This window comes from Arhodomonas sp. AD133, from assembly GCF_051195215.1.
In the GTDB taxonomy this organism is placed as follows: Bacteria; Pseudomonadota; Gammaproteobacteria; order Nitrococcales; family Nitrococcaceae; genus Arhodomonas.
In genome coordinates this window covers 45,264-69,246 of the sequence record NZ_JBNAZM010000002.1, presented here as the reverse complement: position 1 = coordinate 69,246, position 23,983 = coordinate 45,264, and the positions used below count along the sequence as shown (strand labels likewise).

At 67.8% G+C, this 23,983-nt stretch carries 19 protein-coding genes, 5 tRNA genes and 1 riboswitch; of the genes, 11 read left to right on the top strand and 13 right to left on the bottom strand.

What is annotated here, in order from left to right:
* Nucleotides 1-15 precede the first annotated feature (15 nt).
* The 5 genes from ACPEES_RS01785 to ACPEES_RS01765 form a co-directional block, all read right to left on the bottom strand.
* Nucleotides 16-103, bottom strand: a tRNA-Leu gene (locus ACPEES_RS01785).
* Nucleotides 104-211: 108 nt separating this feature from the next.
* Nucleotides 212-287: transfer RNA gene (locus ACPEES_RS01780), tRNA-Lys, on the bottom strand.
* Nucleotides 288-294: 7 nt separating this feature from the next.
* Nucleotides 295-370, bottom strand: a tRNA-His gene (locus ACPEES_RS01775).
* Nucleotides 371-411: 41 nt separating this feature from the next.
* Nucleotides 412-488: transfer RNA gene (locus ACPEES_RS01770), tRNA-Arg, on the bottom strand.
* Nucleotides 489-548: 60 nt separating this feature from the next.
* A tRNA-Pro gene (locus ACPEES_RS01765) sits at nt 549-625 on the bottom strand.
* Nucleotides 626-825: 200 nt separating this feature from the next.
* Between ACPEES_RS01765 and folD the strand changes: the two genes are divergently transcribed.
* Together folD and ACPEES_RS01755 are read left to right on the top strand one after the other, a co-directional pair.
* The gene (gene folD / locus ACPEES_RS01760; protein ID WP_435100404.1) at nt 826-1,683 is read left to right on the top strand and encodes a bifunctional methylenetetrahydrofolate dehydrogenase/methenyltetrahydrofolate cyclohydrolase FolD; all 858 of its coding nucleotides are present in this window, start codon (nt 826-828) and stop codon (nt 1,681-1,683) included.
* A gap of 332 nt (nt 1,684-2,015) precedes the next feature.
* Nucleotides 2,016-2,774: a DUF1045 domain-containing protein gene (locus ACPEES_RS01755; RefSeq protein WP_435100393.1), complete on the top strand. Its 759-nt coding sequence runs from the start codon at nt 2,016-2,018 to the stop codon at nt 2,772-2,774.
* A 78-nt stretch (nt 2,775-2,852) separates the two neighbouring features.
* On the opposite strand, the gene uraD is transcribed toward ACPEES_RS01755, so the two are convergent.
* Nucleotides 2,853-3,377, bottom strand: coding sequence for a 2-oxo-4-hydroxy-4-carboxy-5-ureidoimidazoline decarboxylase (gene uraD, locus ACPEES_RS01750; protein ID WP_435100390.1), 525 nt, complete (start codon nt 3,375-3,377; stop codon nt 2,853-2,855).
* Nucleotides 3,378-3,536: 159 nt separating this feature from the next.
* Between uraD and uraH the strand changes: the two genes are divergently transcribed.
* The 6 genes from uraH (at nt 3,537) to ACPEES_RS01720 (ending at nt 9,920) form a co-directional block, all read left to right on the top strand.
* A complete protein-coding gene (gene uraH / locus ACPEES_RS01745) occupies nt 3,537-3,890 on the top strand; it encodes a hydroxyisourate hydrolase (protein ID WP_435100387.1) in 354 nt (117 codons plus the stop codon).
* A 233-nt stretch (nt 3,891-4,123) separates the two neighbouring features.
* Nucleotides 4,124-4,888, top strand: a complete 765-nt coding sequence (locus ACPEES_RS01740; protein ID WP_435100384.1) for an outer membrane protein OmpK — start codon at nt 4,124-4,126, stop codon at nt 4,886-4,888.
* Nucleotides 4,889-4,976: 88 nt separating this feature from the next.
* The gene (locus tag ACPEES_RS01735; protein WP_435100381.1) at nt 4,977-6,209 is read left to right on the top strand and encodes a urate hydroxylase PuuD; all 1,233 of its coding nucleotides are present in this window, start codon (nt 4,977-4,979) and stop codon (nt 6,207-6,209) included.
* Between the two features lie 96 nt (nt 6,210-6,305).
* A complete protein-coding gene (locus ACPEES_RS01730) occupies nt 6,306-7,685 on the top strand; it encodes a nucleobase:cation symporter-2 family protein (protein ID WP_435100378.1) in 1,380 nt (459 codons plus the stop codon).
* Between the two features lie 45 nt (nt 7,686-7,730).
* A complete protein-coding gene (locus ACPEES_RS01725) occupies nt 7,731-9,086 on the top strand; it encodes an 8-oxoguanine deaminase (protein WP_435100375.1) in 1,356 nt (451 codons plus the stop codon).
* Between the two features lie 96 nt (nt 9,087-9,182).
* Nucleotides 9,183-9,920 (top strand): GntR family transcriptional regulator, encoded by a 738-nt coding sequence (locus ACPEES_RS01720; RefSeq protein WP_435100372.1) that lies wholly within the window; start codon nt 9,183-9,185, stop codon nt 9,918-9,920.
* 58 nt (nt 9,921-9,978) lie between these two features.
* Here ACPEES_RS01720 and ACPEES_RS01715 read toward each other — a convergent pair whose 3' ends face one another.
* The 3 genes from ACPEES_RS01715 to ACPEES_RS01705 all read right to left on the bottom strand — a co-directional run bounded on the left by ACPEES_RS01715 (nt 9,979) and on the right by ACPEES_RS01705 (nt 12,906).
* The gene (locus ACPEES_RS01715) at nt 9,979-10,773 is read right to left on the bottom strand and encodes an ATP-binding cassette domain-containing protein (RefSeq protein ID WP_435100369.1); all 795 of its coding nucleotides are present in this window, start codon (nt 10,771-10,773) and stop codon (nt 9,979-9,981) included.
* The gene (locus ACPEES_RS01710) at nt 10,770-11,819 is read right to left on the bottom strand and encodes an ABC transporter permease (protein ID WP_435100366.1); all 1,050 of its coding nucleotides are present in this window, start codon (nt 11,817-11,819) and stop codon (nt 10,770-10,772) included. Before ACPEES_RS01710 ends, ACPEES_RS01715 begins: the two co-directional genes overlap by 4 nt.
* 73 nt (nt 11,820-11,892) lie before the next feature.
* The gene (locus ACPEES_RS01705; RefSeq protein WP_435100363.1) at nt 11,893-12,906 is read right to left on the bottom strand and encodes a substrate-binding domain-containing protein; all 1,014 of its coding nucleotides are present in this window, start codon (nt 12,904-12,906) and stop codon (nt 11,893-11,895) included.
* Between the two features lie 257 nt (nt 12,907-13,163).
* On the opposite strand from ACPEES_RS01705, the gene ACPEES_RS01700 reads away from it, so the two are divergent.
* From ACPEES_RS01700 to ACPEES_RS01690, 3 genes are read left to right on the top strand one after another with little or no spacing between them, the layout of a single operon-like run.
* Nucleotides 13,164-13,895: a response regulator gene (locus ACPEES_RS01700; RefSeq protein ID WP_435100360.1), complete on the top strand. Its 732-nt coding sequence runs from the start codon at nt 13,164-13,166 to the stop codon at nt 13,893-13,895.
* A 5-nt stretch (nt 13,896-13,900) separates the two neighbouring features.
* The gene (locus tag ACPEES_RS01695) at nt 13,901-16,420 is read left to right on the top strand and encodes a PAS-domain containing protein (RefSeq protein WP_435100357.1); all 2,520 of its coding nucleotides are present in this window, start codon (nt 13,901-13,903) and stop codon (nt 16,418-16,420) included.
* Nucleotides 16,417-17,370, top strand: a complete 954-nt coding sequence (locus tag ACPEES_RS01690; RefSeq protein ID WP_435100354.1) for an ABC transporter substrate-binding protein — start codon at nt 16,417-16,419, stop codon at nt 17,368-17,370. The genes ACPEES_RS01695 and ACPEES_RS01690 overlap by 4 nt, the downstream gene beginning before the upstream one ends.
* A 24-nt stretch (nt 17,371-17,394) precedes the next feature.
* On the opposite strand, the gene ybiO is transcribed toward ACPEES_RS01690, so the two are convergent.
* The 4 genes from ybiO to gcl all read right to left on the bottom strand — a co-directional run bounded on the left by ybiO (nt 17,395) and on the right by gcl (nt 23,617).
* Nucleotides 17,395-19,752 (bottom strand): mechanosensitive channel protein, encoded by a 2,358-nt coding sequence (gene ybiO, locus ACPEES_RS01685; protein WP_435100351.1) that lies wholly within the window; start codon nt 19,750-19,752, stop codon nt 17,395-17,397.
* 348 nt (nt 19,753-20,100) lie between these two features.
* The gene (locus tag ACPEES_RS01680) at nt 20,101-20,988 is read right to left on the bottom strand and encodes a 2-hydroxy-3-oxopropionate reductase (RefSeq protein ID WP_435100348.1); all 888 of its coding nucleotides are present in this window, start codon (nt 20,986-20,988) and stop codon (nt 20,101-20,103) included.
* 43 nt (nt 20,989-21,031) lie between these two features.
* A complete protein-coding gene (gene hyi / locus ACPEES_RS01675) occupies nt 21,032-21,808 on the bottom strand; it encodes a hydroxypyruvate isomerase (protein WP_435100345.1) in 777 nt (258 codons plus the stop codon).
* Between the two features lie 33 nt (nt 21,809-21,841).
* The gene (gene gcl / locus ACPEES_RS01670) at nt 21,842-23,617 is read right to left on the bottom strand and encodes a glyoxylate carboligase (protein ID WP_435100761.1); all 1,776 of its coding nucleotides are present in this window, start codon (nt 23,615-23,617) and stop codon (nt 21,842-21,844) included.
* Between the two features lie 231 nt (nt 23,618-23,848).
* Nucleotides 23,849-23,949: riboswitch (TPP riboswitch) on the top strand.
* Nucleotides 23,950-23,983 lie beyond the last annotated feature (34 nt).

Here is a 23,983-nt window from a genome sequence, read left to right as displayed (position 1 = left end):
AATCAGAGCGTTATCTGGTGCGAAAGGCGAGACTCGAACTCGCACGGGGGATCACCCCACTGGGACCTAAACCCAGCGCGTCTACCAATTCCGCCACTTTCGCCTGGTTCAAACGCAAATTATACAAACACCGACGCGTCGCACTAAAGCGCCGCGGCGGCGCCACTGCATAAAGAAACGGCCCACGACGCTTCGCCGTGGGCCGGTTTTATGGTGGGCCGTCAAGGACTCGAACCTTGAACCTACTGATTAAGAGTCAGCTGCTCTACCAATTGAGCTAACGGCCCGCTTGTCTGGGGTGAGCGATGGGATTTGAACCCACGACCGCCGGAGCCACAATCCGGAGCTCTACCAACTGAGCTACGCCCACCATTGTATTGTGCGTTGCCAACCCGGCTACCAGCCGGGAGCTGGCGCGCCCGGCAGGATTCGAACCTGCAACCGTCGGCTTAGAAGGCCGATGCTCTATCCGCTTGAGCTACGGGCGCTTGGCCGACAGTCCCAGGCAGCAACTGCGGTGCGCCTGGCAACCGCCGCGGCGACGAATGTGGTCGGGGTGGAGGGATTCGAACCCCCGACATCCTGCCCCCAAAGCAGGCGCGCTACCAGGCTGCGCTACACCCCGTTTGGGCGCCCGCCCTGCCGGGCAGGATCACGCCGTCGCTGCGGACTGCGGAATACTACGCAGGCACGGGTACCTCGTCAAGCATGGCGGCTACCGCAGCGGCCCGGCCGCCTTGAGAGGCCCGGGAGCGCGTGCGAAAATTCCGGGCTTCGCCGACAGCCGCCCCCGCCCACCTCGCAACCGCACCGGAGGTATAGCACATGAGCGCGCGCACCATCGACGGCAAGGCCATCGCCGCCGGGCTTCGCCGCCGGATCGGCGAGAGCGTCGCCGCCCGCCTGAACGCCGGCCACCGCCGCCCCGGCCTGGCCGTAGTGCTGGTGGGCGAGGACCCGGCCTCCCGGGTGTACGTGCGCAAGAAGCGCCAGGACTGCGAGGAAGTGGGCATTCGCTCCGAGGCCCACGACCTGCCGGCGTCAACCAGCGAGACCGAGCTGCTGGCACTGGTGGCACGCCTGAATGCCGACCCGGGAATAGACGGCATCCTCGTGCAGCTCCCCCTGCCGGCGCACATCGATGCCCAGAAGGTCATCGAGCACATCGACCCGGCCAAGGACGTGGACGGATTCCACCCCACCAACGTGGGCCGCCTCACGCTGCGCCTGCCCGGCCTGCGCTCGTGCACGCCCCACGGGGTGATGACCCTGCTGGAGCACACCGGCGAGGACCTCACCGGCCGCGACGCGGTGATCGTCGGCCAGTCGAACATCGTCGGGCGCCCCATGGCGCTGGAGCTGCTCAACGCGCGTTGCACCGTGACCATCTGTCACAGCCGCACCCGCGATCTGGCGGGGAAAGTCGCGGGCGCCGACATCGTGGTCGCCGCGGTGGGACGGGAGCGCTTCATCCCGGGTGACTGGATCAAGCCGGGGGCAATCGTCATCGACGTGGGCATCAACCGTAACGCCGACGGCAAGCTCGTCGGCGACGTAGACCATGCCGGCGCCGCCGAGCGCGCCGCATGGATCACACCGGTGCCCGGCGGCGTCGGCCCGATGACCCGCGCCACCCTGCTAACGAACACGCTCCAGGCGATGAACGCCCGCGAGGCGACGTAACGGCCGCCGCCACAACGCCACGCCACCGGCGGATGATTCGCCGGTGGCAGAATGAGCGCCGACAGCGCCCGGCACCCCCGGCCCGGGCCCGGGCCTCACCACCATGTCCCCCGGCCTACCACCCGGCCCATCCCCACCGCCGGCGACGACATTGTCGGGGTGTCCGTCACGGCCCCTCCCGGCCCCGGACCATCGTTACATTGTCATACAGCGCATTCACAATGACCGTGGCCACGGTCTGTCGCGGTGATGGCCGTTCGGGCGCTGCAGCCGGATTCCGGACGGTCTCGCCCGTCGCCCGCAGACAACGAAGCTGGAAACGGAGTCCGACAATGTCTGAAGCGCCGCATCCCCGGTGGGCGATCCATGCGGTGCCGCCCGCCGATCACCCCCTTTGGCAGGCCGGCTGCCGGTGGCTGGGACGCGACCCGGAAACCGGCGAGACATTCGGCCCGCCCGCCGGCCTCGACGAAGACCGGTGGCGGGCTGTGACCACGACACCGGCGCACTACGGCTTTCATGCCACGCTCAAGCCGCCGTTCACCCTTCGTAGCGGCACATCCCCCGAGACACTCACCGAGCGCCTGGCGGCGTTCGCCGCCGACCGCGCACCAGTGGCCCTGCCCGTGCTCGCGGCCAACTGGCTCGGCGTATTCCTTGCCCTGCGTCCGATAGAGCCGGTACCAGCCATCGACACCCTCGCCGGCGACTGCGTCGCGGCATTCGACGATCTGCGGGCACCGCTGTCCGCGGCGGAGATACAATGGCGCGAGGCCGCGGGACTGACGCCACGGGAACGCGCGTTGCTCGAGACCTGGGGCTACCCGTACGTCTTCGAGGCGTTCCGCTTTCACTACACCCTGACCGACGCCTCTCCGGCAGCGCAGGCCCCCTCCATCCGTGACGCCATCGACATGACTTTCGGGAAAGCCCTGGCCGCCACCCCGCCCCCTTGCGAGCTCGCCCTGTTCCACCACGGCGGCGACGGACCATTCCGCCTGATACGGCGTTTCCGGCCGAGCGCCACGGCCCATGGCGCAATCATGCATCGCCGGTGCGCCACGAACGGCACCGGGCAGTCGCGGGGATAAAAAGGACCGGGCGCCAGGGCCCGGCCACGGGACATATGGCCAGCGAACTGGCCAGGGAGAGGCAGCCGTTGACGCGCGTCAGCCGGCCCGGCCCTCAAGGCGCAGGCGCGCGATGCGGTTGATCTGCTCGATGGCGGTACGTCGCTCCTCGGCCGGGTCGTTGTCGACCCGACGCTCGAAGGCGTCGAGAATCTGGTGGCGGTCGAAGCCCTTCACGGCCATCACGAAGGGCATGTCGAACTTCTGCCAGTACGCTTCGTTGAGCCGCTGGAAGCGCTCGAACTCTTCCGGCGTGCACTGGTCCAGCCCCGCACCCGCCTGCTCCTTGGTGGAATCGTCGGTGAGCTCGCCGCTGACCGCTGCCTTTCCGGCGAGGTCAGGATGGGCGCGAATCACCTCGAGCTGGCTCGCCGCATCAGCCTCCGCGAGTACCCGCCCCATCGCCTCGGCCAACGCGCCGGCCTCGTCCGCACGCGCATCGAGCCCCCGGCGGTAGGCCTCACGCGCCACCCAGGGGGAATGCTCGTAGACATCACCGTAGGTGGCGACGAACTGCTCCTCGTCCAGCGTGCTCGGTCTCGGCTCCAGGATTTCCGCGCTCATAGACACCCTCCTTCAAGCGGGCACCGGTCGGTCACCGGCATGTTCTGAACAACAATGTATACATTTTGGGTTGCACATGTCGACATTGTGATTTATACCTTTAGCACACCGCTGCCAGACAACGGCACGTTCGCACTGTGTAACACGAGGAGAGACACCATGGGTCGACTCACCACGCACGTCCTGGACACCGCGAATGGCCGGCCGGGTGCGGGCATTCACATCGCCGTGCGCCGGGTCGTGGACGGCCGTCCCGAGGAGATCGCCTCCGCCGTCACCAACGACGACGGCCGCTGCGACAGCCCTCTGCTGGAGGGAGAACGCTTTCAGGCCGGCGTATACGAGCTTGTATTCCAGGCCGGCGCGTATTTCGAGCGAATGGGCATGGCCGCGTCGCAGCCGCGTTTCCTCGACGAAGTCGTGCTGCGCTTCGGCATCGCCAGCCCGGACGAGCACTACCACGTGCCGCTGCTGATCTCGCCCTACAGCTACACCACTTACCGCGGTAGCTGACGGGCACGCGGCGCGGTCAACCGCCGCGCCGCCCCCGGGGCATAACCTTCGCCCCGCCACAACAACGACGAGGCCGTGATCCGGCCATGGGTCGGCGGGCCCCTGCCAGGGGCCGGAGTAAGGACACAAGAACCCCGGAAGCGGTCATCACCGCGACCAGCCGGGACGGACGCAGGATGCGTTCGATGGACAAACACTCCAACGCCAACCGTTTTTCGTGAGGAGAGAGACCAATGAGCCTCAACCGAACGCTAGTGCTTGCCGCCGCCGCGACCGCTGTTGTCTCGGCGCAGCCGGCCGCTGCCGCGCTCTACAGCACCACCAAGGTGGAAGCGCTGTACGGCTGGGACTACGAGGACACCGCCGGGGCCGGCTTCGGCATCGACAACGACAGGCACGGCATTCTGACCATCGCCAACGCGACGGGCTGGGAGTACGGGGACAGCTTCTTCTTCGTGGACTTCACGAACCTGGACCGGGGGAGCGACGACGAGCACTCATCCGGCAGTGCCCACGCCGAGTGGAGTCTGCGGGGCAACGTCGGCGCACTGAGCGGCACGAGCTTGTCGGCCGGGCCCATCCGGGACGTCTACGTCATCGGTCAGCTCGATCTCGATCGCAACTCGGCTACGCGCAAGACCACGCACCTGGCCGGTGTGAGCGTCGATATCGACGTACCCGGGTTCAAGTTCCTGAAGTTCCATACGATGTACCGCAACGACGAGAGCGACGGTGCCGACGGCAGCTCGGTTCAGCTCACCGCGGTCTGGAACGTGCCGTTCACCCTCGGTGGCGCAGAGCTCACCTTCGAGGGCTTCGCTGACTACATCACCGAAGAAGGCGATCTCGAAAGACAGTTCCTTACCCAGCCGCAGCTCGTCTGGCACGCCACCGACAACATCGGTGTGGGGGTCGAATGGCAGTACTGGCAGAACAAGTTCGGTCTCGAGGATACCGATGAATCCCTGCCCCAGGCGATGGTGCGCTGGACGTTCTGAGGCCGGCAACCATCCGAGGCGGCGGGTCCGGGCACCCGCCGCCACCCCAGGGGTGAATCCACCACCCAGGTAACGACGGTAGTAGACAATGGAAGCGCATCTGCAAGAATGGGCGAACCTGCTCGTGCGCTGGATCCACATGATCACGGGTATCGCGTGGATCGGCGCCTCGTTCTATTTCAACTTCCTCGAGAACAACCTCGAGCGCGAAGGCAAACCGCAGGGTATCGCCGGCAATCTCTGGGCAATCCACGGCGGCGGATTCTATTTCGTCGAGAAGTACGCCGTGGCTCCGCCCAAGCTCCCCGAGAACCTCCACTGGTTCAAATGGGAGGCTTACTTCACCTGGATCACCGGCTTCCTGCTCCTCGGCATCGTCTACTACCTCAACGCCCGGACCATGATGATCAACCCGGCGGTGGCAGAGCTCGCCCCGTGGCAGGCGGTCGCCATCGGCATCGGCACCCTGGTGGTGGCGTGGCTGGTCTACGACAACCTCTGCAAGCTGCTCGGGCACAAGCCCGTGCTGCTCGCCGGCATCCTCACCGTCCTGCTGGTGGCCCTCGCCTGGGGGCTCGCCAGCGTCTTCAGCGGACGGGCGGCCTACATCCACGTAGGTGCGGCCATCGGCACGATCATGGTCGCCAACGTGTTCTTCGTGATCATCCCGTCGCAGAAGGAGCTGGTGGGCGCGATGCGCGAAGGCCGCGATCCCGATCCGCGCTACGGCAAGAACGGCCTGCTGCGCAGCCGTCACAACAACTACCTCACCCTGCCGGTGCTGTTCATCATGATCAGCAACCACTTCCCGAGCACCTACGCGGCGGAGTGGAACTGGGTGATACTGGCGGCGCTATCAGTGGTCAGTGTGCTGGTGCGCCACTACTTCAACGTGCGCCATCTGCCGGGCAACAGGGCCTGGATGCTGCCGGCCGCGGCCGTGGGCTTCATCGCGCTGGTGGTGGCGACCAGCCCGCAGCTCGCAAACCTGTTCCAGGACGGCAAGGCCACCGCGGTGGCCGGCGCCGAGGGTGAATCCGGCCAGGCCTCCGCGACACTGGAGCCGGTGGCTTTCGACCGCGTGACGCAGATCATCGAGCAACGCTGCGCGACCTGCCACGCCGCCGAGCCCACGTTCTCGGGTTACGCCAGCCCGCCCGCGGGCATCTCGCTGGAAACCGCCGAGCAGATTCGCTCGCACAAGGCCGATATCGATCGGGTTTCCGTGCAAAGCACCTACATGCCGCTCGGCAACATCACCAAGATCACCGACGAGGAACGCCAGACCCTCGAAGCCTGGATCGTCGCCGGCACCAAGTAGCCGTGCGGCATGCCGGGGCACGGCGGGGCCTCCCCCGCCGTGCCCGTCATCGACCACGACCCCCTCTTTCCGACAAGCCCTTCATGGAGGAGAGCCATGGCTGATACGCAGTCGGCCGAGGACCGCGTGCACCCCGTGGATCAGAAACTGCCGCCTCTACAGATGCTGCTGGTGGGCCTGCAGCATGTGCTCGTCATGTACGGTGGCGCCGTCGCCGTGCCGCTGATCGTCGGCGCCGCCGCCGACCTGCCACGCGAGGACGTGGCCTTTCTCATCAACGCCGATCTGCTGGTGGCGGGTATCGCCACGGTGGTGCAATCCCTCGGGCTCGGGGCGCTCGGCATCCGCATGCCGGTAATGATGGCCGCGAGCTTCGCCGCCGTGGCGAGCATGACCACCATGGCCGGCAACCCGTCGATCGGACTGACCGGCATCTTCGGCGCCACCATCGCCGCAGGGGCCTTCGGCCTGGTCATCGCCCCGTTCGTCTCGCGGCTGATCCGCTTCTTCCCGCCCCTGGTCACGGGCACGGCGATCACCTCCATCGGCATCACCCTGCTACCGGTGGCGGTCATGTGGGCCGGCGGCGGCGCCGAGGCCGAGAACTTCGGCGCGCCGAGCTATATCGGCGTGGCAATGCTGGTGCTGGCGATCATCCTGCTCATCAACCGCTTCATGCGCGGCTTCTGGGTGAACATTTCCGTGCTCGTGGGCATGGCCACCGGCTTTGTCATCGCCTGGCCACTGGGCATGGTGGACCTCGCCGGCATGGACGCGCGCCCGCTGGTGCAGATCGTCGACCCGCTGCACTACGGCTGGCCCACGTTCCAGGCCGGCGCGGTCATCTCCATGTGCGTGGTGATGATGATCACCTTCGTGGAGTCCACCGGCATGTTCCTGGCGCTGGGCCGCATCACCGAACGGGACGTCGACGGCGGCGCGCTCAAGCGCGGCCTGCTGTTGGATGCCGCCGCCACCTTCTTCGCCGGCTTCTTCAACACGTTCCTGCACACCTCGTTCTCCCAGAACATCGGCCTGGTGGGCATGACCGGCGTGCGCAGCCGCTTCGTCACCGCGCTCGGCGGCGCGATTCTCATTACCCTGAGCCTGCTGCCGAAGGCGGCTTTCGTGGTGGCGTCCATTCCCCCCGCGGTGCTCGGCGGCGCCGGCTTCGCCATGTTCGGCATGGTGACCGCGGCCGGAATCAGCATTCTTCACGAGGCGGACATGGGCAACCGCCACAACCAGCTGCTGGTGGCAGTGAGCCTCGGTCTCGGCATGATCCCGGTGGCGCGCCCGGACTTCTTCCATGCCTTCCCGGAATGGCTCGCGCCCATCGTGCACAGCGGCATCGTGCTGGCTACGATATCGGCACTCGTGCTCAATGCGCTGTTCAACCGCGCGGACACGCCGGCGGAGACCGCCACCGATCCCGACGACGGCGTCCGGGGGGGCGCCGAGGGCTACGAACAATAACGCACCGCGGCCCTGCCGCGACCGCCCGCTCAAGAGGAACGCACCATGCACACCGTGCTTGTCCGAAACGCCGCCGCCATCGCCACGTTCGACGACCGGGACCGGGTACTCCACGACGCCAGCATCCGCATCGTCGACAGCTGCATCGAGGCGATAGGCCCAGCCGACGAGGTCGATGCTCCAGCCGACGAGGTGATCGACGCCAGCGGCCACGTCCTCGTTCCCGGACTGGTGAACACGCACCACCACTTCTACCAGACGCTCACCCGCAACGTGCCAGCGGGCCAGGACGTCAACCTGTTCAACTGGTTGGTGGCCCACTACCCCATCTGGGCACGCATGGACGCCGAGGCCATCGACGTGAGCACACGCGTGGCCATCGCCGAGCTCATGCTCTCCGGCTGCACCACCGCCGCGGACCACACTTACATGTGGCCCAATGGCGCTCGCGTGGACGACCAGATCCACGCCGCCGCCGAGATGGGCTTCCGCTTTCACGCCGCCCGCGGCGCCATGTCCGTGGGCGAGTCCCAGGGCGGGCTGCCGCCGGACCACGCCGTGGAGGACGAGCGTTTCATTCTCGAGGATTCCCAGCGGGTCATCGAGCAGTTCCACGACCCCGGCGATTACGCCATGACGCGTGTCGTCCTCGCCCCCTGCTCGCCGTTCTCGGTCTCGCGGGCGCTCATGCGCGAGACCACCCGCCTCGCCCGGCACTACGGCGTGCACATGCACACGCACCTCGCCGAGACCCTGGACGAGGAATACTACTGCCAGGAGCGTTTCGGCCTCACACCGGTGGAGTATGCCGAGGACGTGGAGTGGGTGGGCGACGACGTGTGGTTCGCGCACATGGTCCACCCCCAGGAGGCGGAAATCGCCCGGCTCGGCCAGCACCGCTGCGGCGTCGCCCACTGCCCGAGCTCCAACATGCGACTCGCCTCCGGGGCGGCGCCGATCAAACCGCTGCAGACCGCCGGCGCCCGGGTCGGCCTCGGGGTGGACGGTTCCGCCTCCAATGATTGCTCGCACATGCTCGCCGAGGCCCGCCAGGCCTTGCTCATGCACAGGCTGACCGGCGGGCCGGACGCGCTCACCGCGCGTGAGGCGCTGCGCATCGCCACCCGGGGCGGCGCCGAGGTCCTCGGCCGCAACGACATCGGCCACCTCGCACCCGGCATGGCCGCGGACATCGTCGGCTACCGGCTCGACAGCCTGCCGCTCGCCGGCGGTGCCGTGCACGACCCGGTCGCCGCACTCGTGTTCTGCATGCCGCCACGGGTGGACCTGAACATCATCAATGGACGGCTGAAAGTGCACGAGGGCCGGCTGCTGGGGGTGGATCTCCCGGCCCTGGTGCGACGCCACAACGCCATTGCCACCGATCTGGTGCAAGGCTGAACACGGCGCCGCGGTGGCGACGTTGTCAGTGGACTCGCCGGATGTATACATTGAGCGTTATAGTTTCAGGACATTTACGCACGAGCGAGTCCAACCGTGGAGCAGTCCGAGGCCCAGCCACTGCAGCAGATGGGGCTGACACGCGATGTCGCCCGCGCCGGCAAACGCCGCACATCCGACGAGGTCATCTACGAGGCCATTTACGAAGCGGTGCTTACCCAACGCCTGCCGCCGGGAACCCGGTTGCCGGAGGTGAGTCTGGGCGAGCTCTTCGGCGTGAGCCGCTCGGTGGTGCGCAAGGCGCTCTCACGTCTCGCCGCGGATCAGATCATCGTGCGCCGGCCCAACCAGATGGCCATCGTCGCCCGCCCCTCGGTGGAAGAGACGCGCCACATCTTCGAGGCCCGCCGCCTGGTCGAAGGTGAGGTGGTACGTCAGCTAGCCGGCAAGCTCACCGACGAGTCACGCCAGGCGCTGGAAGCGATCATCGCCGACGAGCACAGCGCGCACGAAGGGGGCCGGCACGAGGACCGCGTGCACCATTCCATGGCCTTCCACCTCTACCTGGCAGACCACGGCCCCAATGAAGTGCTCGGCCGCATGCTCCGCGAACTCGTCACGCGCACGTCCATCGTCATCGCGTTGTACAAGGCGCCGGGCATGAGCGCCTGCTATCTCGGCGATGATCACAGCGCGCTGGTCCAGCATCTCGCCGACGGCCGGGGGGATGCTGCCAGCGAGCTCGTCCGGCAGCACCTCGACGCCCTCGAGCAGCGCCTCGCCCTCAACGAAGAAGAGCGGCCCGTGGACCTGGCGAGCATCCTGCGACGCTGAACCGCCAGCGGGGCGCCGCCGGCGCCCCGCAAGCCATCGCCGCGACCGCCTTCATCGCTCACACCGCCATCGCATCGGGCGCTTCATCCGGCTCTTTCGCGCCGGTCATGATTGCCACAGCGTCGTTCATGCTGTGGGTATCCGGGCGAATCGTGGCGATACGCCGGCCGAGGCGGTGAATGTGAATGCGGTCCGCCACCTCGAAGACATGGGGCATGTTGTGGCTGATGAGCACGATGGGCAGGCCCCGTTCCTTCACATCCTTGATGAGATCGAGCACCCGCCGCGACTCCTTGACGCCCAGCGCCGCCGTGGGCTCGTCCATTATGACCACGCGCGAGCCGAATGCCGCCGCACGCGCGACCGCCACACCCTGACGCTGACCGCCGGAGAGCGTCTCCACGGCCTGACCGATGTTCTGGATGGTCATCAGCCCCAGCTCCGAGAGCTTCTCCCGCGCCTCCCGGCGCATACCCGCGCGGTCGAGCTTGCCGAATAGCTTGCCCATCAGCCCCGGAGCACGCCGTTCCCGGCCGAGAAACAGGTTCTCGGCGATATCCAGCGCCGGGGACACGGCGAGATCCTGGTAAACCGTCTCGATACCCGCCGCCCGCGCGTCCATGGGGGTCTTGAACTGAACCGGTCGACCGTCGAGCAGGAGCTCTCCCTCGTCCGGAACCACCGCTCCGGAAAGCGTCTTGATCAGGGTGGATTTGCCGGCGCCATTATCGCCGATCACCGCCAGCACTTCCCCCGGGTAGAGGTCGAAGTCCGAGCCGTCCAGGGCCGTGACGTGGCCATAGCGCTTGGTCAACCCGCGCCCGCGGAGCACCGGATAGCTTGCCTCGTTCATGTCGTTGCCCTCCGAATCCACTGGTCCACGGCGACGGCGACGATGATCAGCAGGCCCACGGTGAACTCCTGCCAGAGCACATCCACGCCCGCGAGCGCGAGGCCGTTGCGGAAGATGCCCACCACCAGCGCGCCGATCAGCGTGCCGAACACCGCACCGCGGCCGCCGAAGAGGCTGGTGCCGCCGATGACCACGGCAGTGATGCTGTCCAGGTTGGCCATGAAGCCGGCCTGCGGGCTCACCGAGCCAATGCGCCCGATGAGCGCCCAGCCGGCGAGCGCGCAGATGACGCCGGCAACGATGTACACGGAGATGAGCAGTCGCCCGGTGCGGATGCCGGCGAGGTCGGCGGCCTTGCGGTCGTCGCCCGCGGCATAGACGTGCCGGCCCCAGGCGGTCCACCGCAGCGCGTACCAAACACCCGCGAACAGCACGATCATCATCAGCGAGCCGTAGCTCAGCCGTGCGCCGAAGAGCTCCACCGAGTTGCCCATCCACTGCAGCAGCGGCGCCGTGGCCTCCAGCTCCTGGGAACGAATGGTCTCGCTCCCCGAATACCAGAGCTTGAGCGCGGCGAAGATATTCCAGGTGCCCAGGGTGGCGATGAACGGCGGCAGTTTGAAGCGTGTCACCAGGGTGCCGTTCACCGCGCCGCAGGCCGCGCCAGCGAACAGGCCGAGCAACAGCGCCGCCGACGGCGGCAGCCCCATTTCCACAGCCGCGCGGCCCATCACCACGGTGGAGAGCACCATGATGGCACCCACCGAGAGATCGATCCCGGCGGTGAGGATGATCAGCGTCTGCGCCACCGCGAGGGTGCCGATGATGCTCACCTGCTGGAGGATGAGCGAGAGATTGAACGGGGCGAAGAAACGCTCCCCCACCACCACGGAGAACGCCAGCACCGCCATCAGCAGAACGATGGACGGCGCCGCCGTGGGGTGCGCGTGGAAGAACCCGTGCAACCGCTGCGCGAGGCTGCGCTGGGCGGTCTCGAAGCTCGCCGCTTCGCCCCCGGGCCGATAGTCACTGGTCACTTCACTCATGACGGATACCGCTGTCGATGACTCAGGGAGATCGCACGGGCCCGCCCGGACCCGCGCACGCGCTCGGGCGCCGTCAGCCCCAGCAGTGCTCGAGGCCCCACTCGGCGGACTTCGACGGCACGCCCTCGACGGGCTCGTCGGTGATCAGCTCGACGCCGGTGTTGACGTTCGACTCGGCGGGCTTCTCGCCGGTCTCGACGTACTCGACCACCGCCTCGACGCCCATGCTCGCCATGCGCAGGGGGAACTGCATGGACGTGGCGCCGATCACGCCCGCCTGGACGTTCTCCACGCCCGGGCAGCCACCGTCGACGGAGACGATCAACGCCTGGTCCTCGAGGCCGACAGCCCGCAGCGCCTGGTACGCCCCCGCGGCAGCGGGCTCGTTGATGGTGTAGACGACGTTCACTGACGGATCCTTCTGGATCAGGTTCTCCATCCCCCGGCGGCCGCCCTGCTCGGCGCCCTGGGTGATGTCATGGCCGACGATGCGCGGATCGGTCTCGTCGCCGATATCCTTGGGGTCCTTGAGGTCGACACCGAATCCCTTGAGAAAGCCCTGATCGCGGGCGACGTCCACGGTAATCTCGCTCTCGTTGAGGTCGAGCAGAGCAATGCGGGCATCCTCGGCGGCGCCGTCCAGGCTCTTGCGCGCCCACTGACCGATGAGCTCGCCGGCGCGGAAATTGTCAGTAGCGAAGGTGGCGTCGGCGGCGTCTGCCGGATCCAGAGGCGTGTCCAGGGCGATCACGAGAATGCCCGCCTCTCGCGCCTGGCGGATGGCGGGCACGATGCCTGACGGGTCGTTGGGCGAGATCAGGATGCCGTCGGCGCCGGCGGCGATGAGGTTCTCGACCGCCCGGACCTGGGACTGGTTGTCGCCGTCGAAGCGCCCCGAGAAGGTCCGCAGCTCGACGTCGAGCGCCTCGGCCTTCTTCTTCGCGCCCTCCTTCATTTTCACGAAGAAAGGATTGGTGTCAGTCTTGGTGATGATGCCGACCAGCGGCTGGTCGGCAGCGAACGCGGCGGGTGTCGTGATAGCGATACCCACGACGATGGTCGTGGCACGCAGCAATGCACGCATCATGGCTCTCCTCCTGCTTTCCGTCTCGGCCGCCTGGTGCGGCCCCGAACGCTTGCGCACGTGGCGCGATGCGCCGGCAGCGACGGTCGATGCGCTCGCCGCCGGCGACGCTCCCAGTGGACGAGCCGCGTGCTAATGACGAATTTCATCGCGGGCGCCGGGTTGTAACATTTGAAATGAAATGCCCCGCTCCGGCGGCGATACTGAGGTGCCCCGGCCAACGCAGCCGGGATGACGAACGAGTGGAGGAGGACAAGAACATGACGCAGCCCGTGCGTCCCGCCGTGCTCGTGGTCGACGACGAGCCGCAGATGCAGGCGCTGCTCCACGACCTGCTCACGGACAGCGGCTACGACGTCGCCACGGTCGCCGACGGTGCGGCCATGGAGACGGCACTCGCCGAGCGTGCCTACGCACTGGTGATCCTGGATCTGCGCCTGCCCGGTGAAGACGGGCTGGCGCTGGCACGCCGGCTGCGCGAGGCCTCCGCCATCCCCATCATGATGCTCACCGGCAAGGGCGACGACACCGACCGCATACTGGGCCTGGAGCTCGCCGCGGACGACTTCCTCATGAAGCCGTTCAACAACCGCGAGCTCGTCGCCCGCGTGCGCGCCATGCTGCGCCGCTCCACGGAGCTCAGCACGCCGGCGGCGGTAGGCGAGGACGCCCGCGAGCGCTACGCCTTCGGCGACTGGGTCATGGATTTCAGCCGGCGGGAGCTCATCGACCCCGTGGGCGAGCCTCAGCGGCTCACCCACGGGGAATACAGCCTGCTGGAGGCGTTCGTGCGCCACCCCAACCGTGTCCTCACCCGGGATCAGCTCCTGGAGATCACCCGCGGCTACGATGCGGAGGTATTCGACCGCACCATCGACGTGCTCATCCTCCGGCTGCGGCGCAAGATCGAGCCCAACCCTCGCCAACCACGCTACATCCGCACGGAACGCGGGATGGGCTACATCTTCGCCGCACGGGTCACCCAGTACTGACCGCCATGCCGCGCCTGATCCCCGCAAGCGTCCGCGCGCGCTTGCTGCTCGCCTTCACCATCCTGGCCATCGCCGCACTGCTGCTCGCGGCCGTGGGCTGGCGCAGCCTCACCAACACCGACCGGGCCATGCAGGGCTTCAACGAGCGCGTGCTCCCGGAGATCGCCCGCTCCCTGGAGCTCGCCGAGCGCGCCGCCAACCTGGCCGCACTGGCGCCCTACGTGGCCGAAGTGAACGTCCCCTTCCAGCTCCAGGCGGAGAGCGCGGCGCTGCGCGAGCGCATCGGCAACGTGCTCGCCCTCGCCCGCCGAATCCCCGACCTGGAGGATGCCGCGCCCGGCCTGCCCGCGCTGGTCGGGCGCCTCGACGACACACTCACGGCACTCATCGACAAGACCCGCGACGGACTCTACCTCCAGGAGGACATTCGCCAGCACCTCTACCGCATCGGCCAGCTCCGGGACGACGCCGACAACGGCCCGGCGGCACTGCCCCCGGCACTCACCGCGCTCACCGCCGCCGCGGCCGCCGACTCCACCGATGCGCTGAATCGCTTCCGCTCGGCCTACGACGAACGCGTCGATGCGCTCGCCGGCACACCGGCCGCTACCGCGCTGCGCGGAATCGGCAACGGCGAGGATGGCATCTTCGCCCTGCGCGCGCGCAAGCTCGCCATCGAGGAAGAGCAGGCCTTCCTCCTGGCGCAGACGCGGGCCCTGTCCGAACAGCTCAGCAGCGAGGTGCGCACCTATGTCACCGCCCTGCAGCAACGCGTGGGCACTCAGGCGGAGGCGCTGGGCGCCACGGTGCGCTCGGGCAAGACGGGCATCGTGGTAATTGCGCTGGTCTGCGCCGCCGCCGCCGCGCTGGGCGCGCTGCTGGTGCGCGAGCTGGTGGGCAACCTCAAGGCCGTGACCCACCTGATGACCCGCCTCGCCCAGGGAGACACCGCCCGCGCCACCCCCGCCACGGATCGGGATGACGAACTCGGGGCCCTCGCCCGTGCATTCCACGTCTTCCGCGGCAACGCCGTGGCCCTGGACGAGCAGTCGCGGCTGCTGGAAACGGTATTTCACAACATCAATGACGGCCTCAGCGTATTCGACGCCCAGGGCCGGCTCGTGACCTGGAATCCGCAATACCTGCAGATTCTCGGGCTGCCCGCCGAACGCATCCATACAGGAATGCCGCTGCAGGAAGTACAGGCGCTGCTGCCACCGGTGGCGAGCGAGAACCGCACGCCCGAAGGCACCGCACTCGCCACCGGCGAGCTCAACCAGCGCCGCCAGCACCAGCCCCAGGCATTCGAGCGCCACTTCACCGACGGCCGCGTCGTGGAGTTCCGCAGCCGCCCCATGCCCGACGGCGGCTTCGTGACGCTCTACAGCGATCTCACCGCGCGCAAGACGGTGGAGGCACAACTGCGCCAGTCCCAGAAAATGGAGGTGCTCGGTCAGCTCACCGGCGGCGTCGCCCACGACTTCAACAACCTGCTCGCCGCGGTCACCGGCAACCTGCAACTCCTCGACGATGACCCCGCCCTGGCCGACCGCCACCGCCGGTACGCGCGGCGCGCCCTGGCCGCAGCCGAGCGCGGCGCTTCGCTCACCGCGCGTTTACTGGCCTTCGCCCGCAAGCAACGCCTCGCCCCACAGCCCACCGATGTGGATTCCCTGGTCAACGGCATGGTGGACCTCATCGAGTACAGCGTCGGCCCGGCCGTGCGCATCGAGCTGGACCTGGGTGCACGCGACGCGGTGGTGGACGTGGACCGGGAGCAGCTCGAGAACGCCCTGCTCAACCTCGCGATCAACGCCAGCGCGGCGATGCCCGACGGCGGCCGGCTCACCGTGCGCACCCGTGGTACCCGCAAGGGCCCGGCCGTCATCGAGATGGCGGACACCGGTTGCGGCATTCCCGATGCTCAGCTCGAGCACGTGCTCGAACCCTTCTACACCACGCGGGAGAGCGGCGGTGGCAGCGGGCTGGGCCTGAGCATCGTCTACGGCTTCGTCAAGCAGTCCGGCGGCGACGTGCGCATTACCAGCCGCGTCGGTGAAGGCACCTCGGTGCGGCTGGAGTTGCCGACCACGATCCGGCCAGCGATGGCGGCCGATGCCGCCAAGGCCGCGCCGGGCGGGACGACGCCGGCACGGCGCGTGCTGCTGGTGGAGGACGACGACGACGTGCGCGAGACCGCCTGCGACATGCTCGAACGCCTGGGACACGAAGTGGTCGCCGTCGCCGATGCCGAGACCGCGCGCGAGGCGCTGGATCTCGACGCCCAGGGCTACGATGTGATGCTCACCGACGTGAACCTCGGTGAAGGCGGCAATGGCGTCGAGCTCCGCCGCGAGATCGTCGCCCGGGACTCGGCCCCTGCGGTGGTCCTCACGTCCGGGCTCAGCCGCGACCTGCTGGTCAAGCGTTACGGGCTGGCCGAGGACGTCCCCGTACTCGCCAAGCCCTATCGGCTCGATGCCCTCGCCGAGGCCATTGGGCGAACCCGGGACGACCCCGTATGAGAATGATGAACCGACCGACCCCGCGCGCCGCCATCGTGCATCTCGCCGCCGCCGCACTGCTCGCGCTGCCCACGGCGCCAACCGCCGGGCCGCTGCGGTCGCTGGGCATATCCGTGCTGGACCTGGGCAACCCGTTTTTCGTGGCCATTGCGGAAAATGCCGAGATCCGCGCCCGGGAGCTCGCCGGCGATGTGGACGTCACGGTGGTATCCAGCGCCTACAACCTGCCGCGGCAGGAGGCTCAGATCGAGCGTTTCGTCCGCGAGGCCCGGGACCTGATCGTCCTGTCCGCCTCCGAGCCCAAAGGCATCGCGGAGGCCGTGCACCGGGCCCAGGCGGCCGGAACCCGGGTGGTGGCGGTGGACGTGGAGGCGGAGGGTGCCGACGCCACCGTCACCACCGACAACGCCCAGGCCGGCCGCATCGCCTGCGAGCACATGGCCGAGGCACTCGACGGCCACGGCGAGGTGGTCATCATCAACGGGCCGCCGGTGTCCGCGGTGAACGCTCGTGTGGCCGGCTGCCGCGAGGTGCTGGCCGGCTACCCGCGTGTCGATCTGCTCTCCGCCGCCGAGAACGGCGGCGGCAGCCGGCGCGGCGGGCTGGAGAAGATGACCGCGCTACTCACGCGCCACCCGGATCTGGACGCCGTATTCGCCATCAACGACCCCACTGCCCTCGGTGCGGAGCTCGCCGCACAGCGGTCCGGCCACGACGACGTGTTCATCGTCAGCGTGGATGGTTCGCCAGCAGTGGTCGAACGGCTGAAAAGCGGCGACAGCCTCATCCGCGCCACTGCCGCCCAGTTCCCCGGGCGCATCGCCCGCCGGGCCGTCGAGCTCGGCTATGACATCCTGCGTGGCCGCGAACCGTCCCCCACGCGGGTATACATCCCATCCCGCCTGATCACGGCCGACAACGTCGCCGGCTACGAGGGGTGGGGGCGGTAATCCGGCACACTCCGGCGGTTCCGGTCAGCCCTCCCCCTGGGGCATGTCCTGCTGCTTTGGAGGCGGCGTTTTCGCCGCGGCGGCATCGTCGTCGCCCGCCTGCGGTTCGCGCCCGCGTTCCGCCGCGGTCATCAGCTCGTCGTAGCCCGGGCCACCCTGGGCGACGGCGACGTTCGCCGGCGGTGCACTGCCGTCCTTGTCCTGGCCAAAGTACAGGGTGAGATGCGGGAACGGGATCTCGATGCCCGCGCGGTCGAAGTGCTGTTTGACCACGCGGTTGTACGCGCGGCCCACCGCCCACTGGTTGCCGGGCGTGGTCATGATGCGCACGCGGATGTTCACGGAGCTGTCGGCGAGCGCGGTGACGCCGCTCACCTCCAGGTCGTCGAGGATCTCCTTCGCCCAGGCCGGGTCCGCGCGGAGCTCCTCGAACGCGGCCTCGAGGTGCTCCACGGCCTCGTCGACGTCCTCGCGGTAGGCGATACCGTACTCGCCAACGTGGTAGGCGTAGCCGCGCATGTAGTTGGCCACGGTATCCACCGAGGAGAAGGGAATGACGTGATAGGTGCCGGAGAGGTCGCGGATACCCGCCGAGCGCACCGTAAGCCGCTCCACGGTTCCGCTCACTCCGGCGACGGTGACCACGTCGCCGGTGTTCATGGCGTTCTCGATCTGGATGAACACGCCGGTGATGACGTCTTGCACCAGCTTCTGGGCCCCGAAACCGATGGCGAGACCGAGGACACCGGCACCGGCGATGAGCGGCCCGATATTGATACCGATCTGCGAGAGCATGATCATCGCGGTGATGGTGATGAACACGATCGCGAGCGCATTGCCGAAGAGGGTGAGCAGCGTCTTCTCCCGTGCGCTGGGCTCGCCACTGCCGGTCTCCGGGCTCAGGCGATGCTCGATACCGCTTGCCACCGCCATCCACAGCAGCCCGGCGATCGCCAGGATGAGCAGAACCCGCACGAACATCATCACCAGGCCCATGCCCGCCTCGGAGGCGAGCCACGCGGCGAGATCGAACACCTCCCAGGCATTGAGCACCACCAGTACGACTGCCACCAGAATCACCGCGCGGGCGACCTTGAGCGCGTTGGGTACGTAGGCGTTCAGCCGCTTCTCGAGCATGGGCAGACGGCGATGCAGGTCAGCGGAGAGCTCGATACGCCGCCGCGAACGCTGCGTCAGCGCTCTGGAGACGAGCAGACCCACGGCGACCGCGACCAGCGTCTCCAGGGTGGCGCGCATCATGAACGGCAGGGCGTCCGCCGGGCGAAGTTGGCTCACCACCAGCAGCACGGCGAAATAGGCGATAGCGAGCACGTGCCAGGTGCGCGCGAGCAGACGCTGCGCGACACCGGTCACCCCCATCAACGCCTGGTTGGCGCGCGCCTCGAGCCGTTCGCGCACCCACGTGCGGTTCTTGAGGATCACCACCAGCGCGTAGACGAAGGCGATCACCATCACTGCAAGGCTGACCAGCTGCCCGAGCGCCGCGGACACGTTGGCGGTGACGATGGGCACCACCACCAGCAGGCCATAGCCGATAAACCCGGACAGACGCGCCAGCCAGCTATTCCAGTAGCCGGCCGCGTGCGCCGACACGGGGAACAGGCGAAGACTGTCGTAGCGTGCAGCGAAGATCATTCGCAGCAGCGCCTTGAACGCCTCGATGAGCACGAAAGCGTTGATGAACAGCGACGAGGCGGCATCCAGGCTGCCCCGCTCACCCAGCACGAAAAGCGCCAGCGCGTAGCCGCCGACGCCGGCGAGCGCTACCGCTGCCAGGTCCACGAGCAGGCAGGTAGTGACGGCAGCCAGTCGGCGCAGCATCGAGCGCCCCCCGTCGCGCGCCGCCCAGCGACCGCAGCGGGCGAAAAGCGGCCTGGCCAGGGCCCGCAGGACGAAGAACAGCACCACCGTGGCAACTACCACCAGGGCTAAGCGCGTCGCCACACTGGCCACCGCGGCGAAGTCGACGTCGCGATCCGCGGCATCCGCACTCGTCAGCGCCGTGATCGCCGCCGTCGCCGCCCCCAGACGCTCGCCCAGCTCTTCGGCGAACGCCTGGGTGGTACTGGCGATGCGCCGCGGCAGAGACGGCTGCCCGGCCGCCGGTTCGGCCGCTTCCGCCGCGGGGGCAGGCGGCGCCTCGCCCGCCTCCGGCTCCGTGGCGAGCCGGCGGAGCTCGTCGATCAACCGCTGGCGGGACTGCTCGTCCTCGAGGAGGTCGGCCATGGCCGCGTAGGACGGGCGCTCCGCGGTGTCGCCGGACTCCCCCTGGGACTGGGCAAACGCCGTACCGGTCGCACCGAACGAGATGATCAGGACCATGGCGAGGAGTGATATCAGGCGGCGAGCGATCGGTATCACGGTAACTCTCCCGTTAACGGGTCGGTATGTTCACAGGATGCCGGACGCGAACGCACCGGCGCGACATACGATCCCCGTGACGAAAAATTCGACACTAACGGTATCATCCGCCAGGGACAACGGGGCACCGAGCGGCCACGACTCGTTGACCCGCTCCGGACCAAAAAAACCGGCAACCCGGAAAACCGGGTGCCGGTGCGAAATCCACGGGGCCCATAGGGCGCGGCCACGATTCACGAACGACCCCGTGGCGGGCGCAGGGGAGCGCCCGAGGGAGGCAATCGGCCGGGCCCGCGCGGGGCGCGGGGCCGGGGGTCAGGGCCTGTCACCAGCAGGCCCCAAGCACGCTTACTCGCTGATCTCGTGCTTGGCCAGCAGCTCCAGCGCCCGGACCATGCCGGAGTGGTCCCAGCCGGCGCCGCCGTTGGCGGAGCACGCGTTGAACAGCTCCTGCGCAGTGGCGGTGTTGGGCAGGGATACACCGATCTGGCGGGCACCCTGCAACGCCAGGTTGAGATCCTTCTGGTGCAGCTCGATGCGGAAGCCCGGATCGAAGGTGCGCTTGATCATGCGCTCGCCGTGCATCTCGAGGATCTTGGACTGGGCCAGGCCGCCGAGCAGCGCCTCGCGGACCTTGCTCACGTCCGCGCCCGCCTTGGAGGCGAACAGCAACCCCTCGCCCACCGCCTCGATGGTGAGCGCGACGATGATCTGGTTGGCGACCTTGCAGGTCTGGCCGTCACCGTTGCCACCCACGTGGGTCACGGTCTTGCCCATGATCTCGAACAGGGGCTTGGCGGTCTCGAAGCCCTTGTCGGTGGCGCCGACCATGATGGTGAGCGCGGCGTTCTTCGCGCCGGCCTCACCGCCGGAGACCGGGGCGTCCACGTACTCGCAGCCGAGATCGTTGATCTTCTGGGCGAAGCCCTTGGTGGCGATGGGCTCGATGGAGCTCATGTCGATGACGGTCTTGCCCGCCGACAGGCCCTCGGCCACGCCGTTGTCGCCGAAGAGCACCTTCTCCACGTCCGGGGTGTCCGGGACGATGGTAATGATGATGTCGGCCTGCTTGGCCACCTCGGCCGGGTTGGCGCAGACCTCGGCACCACCGTCGGCGAGCTCCTTGGGGATGGGCTTGCTGTGCTCGACGGTGAAGATCTGGTGGCCCGCCTGCTGCAGGTGACCGGCCATGGGCGCGCCCATGATGCCTAGGCCGATGAATCCGATCTTGCTCATTGCTTGCCTCCTGTAAATGCGTCGTCGCTATGGCGTTGGCCGCTCACAGATAGGGCTTGACCCAGTCCAGCCCCGCCTCGGTGCCGTTGGCCGGCTTGTACTCGCAGCCGATCCAGCCGCGATAGCCGTGCTCATCAAGGAATCTGAACAGGAACGGGTAGTTGATCTCGCCGGTGCCCGGCTCGTGGCGACCCGGGTTGTCGGCCAGCTGGATGTGCGCGATGCGCTCCAGGTTGGCCTCGATGGTGGGGGCGAGATCCCCTTCCATGATCTGCATGTGGTAGATGTCGTACTGCAGCGCCACGTTGCGGGAGCCCACCTCGTCGAAGATCTCGAGCGCCTGCCGCGTGTTGTGCAGGAAGAAGCCCGGGATATCGCGGGTGTTGATGGGCTCGGCGAGCAGACGAATACCCTCGGCCTCGAGCTTGTCCGCGGCGAAGCGCACGTTCTCCACGAAAGTCTCGCGGGCCTGCTGCTCGGCCACACCCTCCGGCACCTTGCCGGCGAGCACGTTGAGCTGCTGGCAGCCGAGGGTCCTGGCGTACTCGATGGCCTTGTCCACGCCCTCGCGGAACTCGCTCACGCGGTCGGGGTGGCAGGCGATGCCACGCTCCCCCGCGCCCCAGTCACCGGCCGGCAGATTGTGCAGCACCTGGGTGAGGCCGTTCGTCTTCAGGGCGTCCGCCACGTCGTTGGCGGCGAAATCGTAGGGGAAGAGATACTCCACCCCCTTGAAGCCGGCATCGGCCGCGGCCTTGAACCGGTCGAGGAAGTCGTGCTCGGTGAAGAGCATCGACAGGTTGGCGGCAAACTTGGGCATGTCTCGCACCTCCCTTGTCGTAATGGCGCGTCGTTACTGGTCGTAGCGGTGGCCGACCGCCGTGGGCGCGTCCTCGTCGAGCTGCTCGGCGAGGGCCTCGAACTCGTTGATATTGTTGATCTCCGTGCCCATGGAGATGTTGGTCACCCGCTCGAGGATGATCTCGACCACCACCGGCACACGGTGCTCACGCATGAGCTCGCGCGCCTGCTCGAAGGCGGGCTGGATCCGGTCCGGGTCGAACACCCGGATCGCCTTGCAGCCCAGCCCTTCGACCACGGAGACGTGGTCGACGCCATACTCGTTGATCTCCGGGCAGTTGATGTTCTCGTAGGACAACTGCACCTGATAGTCCATGTCGAAGCCGCGCTGCGCCTGGCGGATGAGCCCCAGGTAGGAGTTGTTCACCAGCACGTGAATGTAGGGCAGGTTGAACTGCGCGCCGGCGGCGAGCTCCTCGAGCATGAACTGGAAGTCGTAGTCACCGGAAAGCGCGACGATCTCGCCCTCCGGATCGGCCTTGCGAACACCGAGAGCCGCCGGCACGGTCCAGCCCAGCGGACCGGCCTGGCCGCAGTTGATCCAGTGGCGCGGCTTGTAGACGTGGAGGAACTGCGCACCGGCGATCTGCGAGAGCCCGATGGTGCTCACGTACCGTGTCTGCGGACCGAACGCGCGGTTCATCTCCTCGTAGACGCGCTGCGGCTTCACCGGCTCGTCGTCGAAGTGGGTCTTGCGCAGCATGGTGCGCTTGCGCTCGCGGCACGACGCCGACCACTCGCTGCGATCGGCGAGCTTGCCGGCATCCCGCCATTCGCGTGCGACCTCGACGAATAGCTCCAGAGCCGCCCTGGCATCGGAGACGATGCCGTAGTCCGGCCCGAACACGCGCCCGAGCTGCGTGGGCTCGATGTCCACGTGCACGAACGTCCGGCCCTCGGTGTAGGTGTCGATCCCGCCGGTGTGACGGTTCGCCCAGCGGTTGCCGATGCCCATCACGAAGTCGGATTCGAGCAGCGTGGCGTTGCCGTAACGGTGCGCCGTCTGCAGACCCACCATGCCCGCCATCAGCGGGTGGTCGTCGGCGATCGTGCCCCACCCCATGAGCGTGGGAATGACCGGCGTGCCGGTGAGCTCGGCGAACTCCTGCAGCAGCTCGGCGGCATCGGCATTGATCACGCCACCGCCGGAGACCAGAAGCGGGCGCTCAGCGGCGTTCATCATCTCCAGCGCCTTCTCCACCTGCGCGCGGGTGGCCGAGGGTTTGTAGACCGGCAGCGGCTCGTAGGTGTCCGGATCGAACTCGATCTCAGCCATCTGCACGTTCAGCGGCAGATCGACGAGCACCGGGCCGGGACGGCCGGAGCGCATCACGTGGAAGGCCTGCTGAATGGCCCGCGGCACCTGCGCTGGCTCGAGCACTGTCTTCGCCCACTTGGTCACGGGCTTGGCCACCGACTCGATGTCCACCGCCTGGAAGGACTCCTTGTGGAGTTGCGAGGTCGGGGCCTGACCGGTGATGCACAGAATCGGGATGGAGTCGCCGGCGGCCGAGTACAGGCCGGTGACCATGTCGGTGCCGGCGGGGCCGGAGGTACCAATGCACACGCCCACGTTCCCGGGGCTGGTGCGCGTGTAGCCCTCGGCCATGTGGGAAGCGCCTTCCACATGACGGGCGAGCACGTGATCGATGCCGCCGATCTTGCGCATTGCGGCATAGAACGGGTTGATGGCGGCACCGGGCACCCCGAAGGCGGCATCCACGCCCTCCTTCCTGAGCACCCACACAGCCGCTTCGGCAGCAGTCATCTTGGCCACGGCACGCTCCTCCATAATTATTCGGAACGGGTTTCTGTTGAATGGAACGCTAGCTCACACGACTGACCGTGTCAACAAATTGGAAATTGTTTCCATTTTTGTGAATGCGTGGCCGACGGATGGCGGGCGGCCACGGGTCGGGGACGGCGCCGCATTTGACCCCGCCCCCGGCCCCACCTATGCTGCAACCTGTCGCACCCGCCACGGGGTGCGGCGACAACGCTGACGAAGCGGGGGTGCCCGGACCGGCGGTCCGGGCTGAGAGAGTCCCTTGGAACCTGACCCGGCTAGTACCGGCGTAGGGAAGCTTCACGCTCTCTGGACAATGCGCGCACCCCCATTTCGTCGCCCCTTCAC

Excerpts from the sequence above, each read along its gene's own strand:
- folD (WP_435100404.1), top strand. The coding sequence starts at position 826 with ATGAGCGCGCGCACCATCGACGGCAAGGCCATCGCCGCCGGGCTTCGC.
- ACPEES_RS01695 (WP_435100357.1), top strand. The coding sequence starts at position 13,901 with ATGCCGCGCCTGATCCCCGCAAGCGTCCGCGCGCGCTTGCTGCTCGCC.
- hyi (WP_435100345.1), bottom strand. The coding sequence starts at position 21,808 with ATGCCCAAGTTTGCCGCCAACCTGTCGATGCTCTTCACCGAGCACGAC.
- ACPEES_RS01710 (WP_435100366.1), bottom strand. The coding sequence starts at position 11,819 with ATGAGTGAAGTGACCAGTGACTATCGGCCCGGGGGCGAAGCGGCGAGC.
- gcl (WP_435100761.1), bottom strand. The coding sequence starts at position 23,617 with ATGACTGCTGCCGAAGCGGCTGTGTGGGTGCTCAGGAAGGAGGGCGTG.
- ACPEES_RS01730 (WP_435100378.1), top strand. The coding sequence starts at position 6,306 with ATGGCTGATACGCAGTCGGCCGAGGACCGCGTGCACCCCGTGGATCAG.
- ACPEES_RS01755 (WP_435100393.1), top strand. The coding sequence starts at position 2,016 with ATGTCTGAAGCGCCGCATCCCCGGTGGGCGATCCATGCGGTGCCGCCC.
- ACPEES_RS01715 (WP_435100369.1), bottom strand. The coding sequence starts at position 10,773 with ATGAACGAGGCAAGCTATCCGGTGCTCCGCGGGCGCGGGTTGACCAAG.
- ACPEES_RS01725 (WP_435100375.1), top strand. The coding sequence starts at position 7,731 with ATGCACACCGTGCTTGTCCGAAACGCCGCCGCCATCGCCACGTTCGAC.
- uraH (WP_435100387.1), top strand. The coding sequence starts at position 3,537 with ATGGGTCGACTCACCACGCACGTCCTGGACACCGCGAATGGCCGGCCG.
- ACPEES_RS01740 (WP_435100384.1), top strand. The coding sequence starts at position 4,124 with ATGAGCCTCAACCGAACGCTAGTGCTTGCCGCCGCCGCGACCGCTGTT.
- ACPEES_RS01705 (WP_435100363.1), bottom strand. The coding sequence starts at position 12,906 with ATGATGCGTGCATTGCTGCGTGCCACGACCATCGTCGTGGGTATCGCT.
- ACPEES_RS01680 (WP_435100348.1), bottom strand. The coding sequence starts at position 20,988 with ATGAGCAAGATCGGATTCATCGGCCTAGGCATCATGGGCGCGCCCATG.
- ACPEES_RS01700 (WP_435100360.1), top strand. The coding sequence starts at position 13,164 with ATGACGCAGCCCGTGCGTCCCGCCGTGCTCGTGGTCGACGACGAGCCG.
- uraD (WP_435100390.1), bottom strand. The coding sequence starts at position 3,377 with ATGAGCGCGGAAATCCTGGAGCCGAGACCGAGCACGCTGGACGAGGAG.
- ACPEES_RS01690 (WP_435100354.1), top strand. The coding sequence starts at position 16,417 with ATGAGAATGATGAACCGACCGACCCCGCGCGCCGCCATCGTGCATCTC.
- ACPEES_RS01735 (WP_435100381.1), top strand. The coding sequence starts at position 4,977 with ATGGAAGCGCATCTGCAAGAATGGGCGAACCTGCTCGTGCGCTGGATC.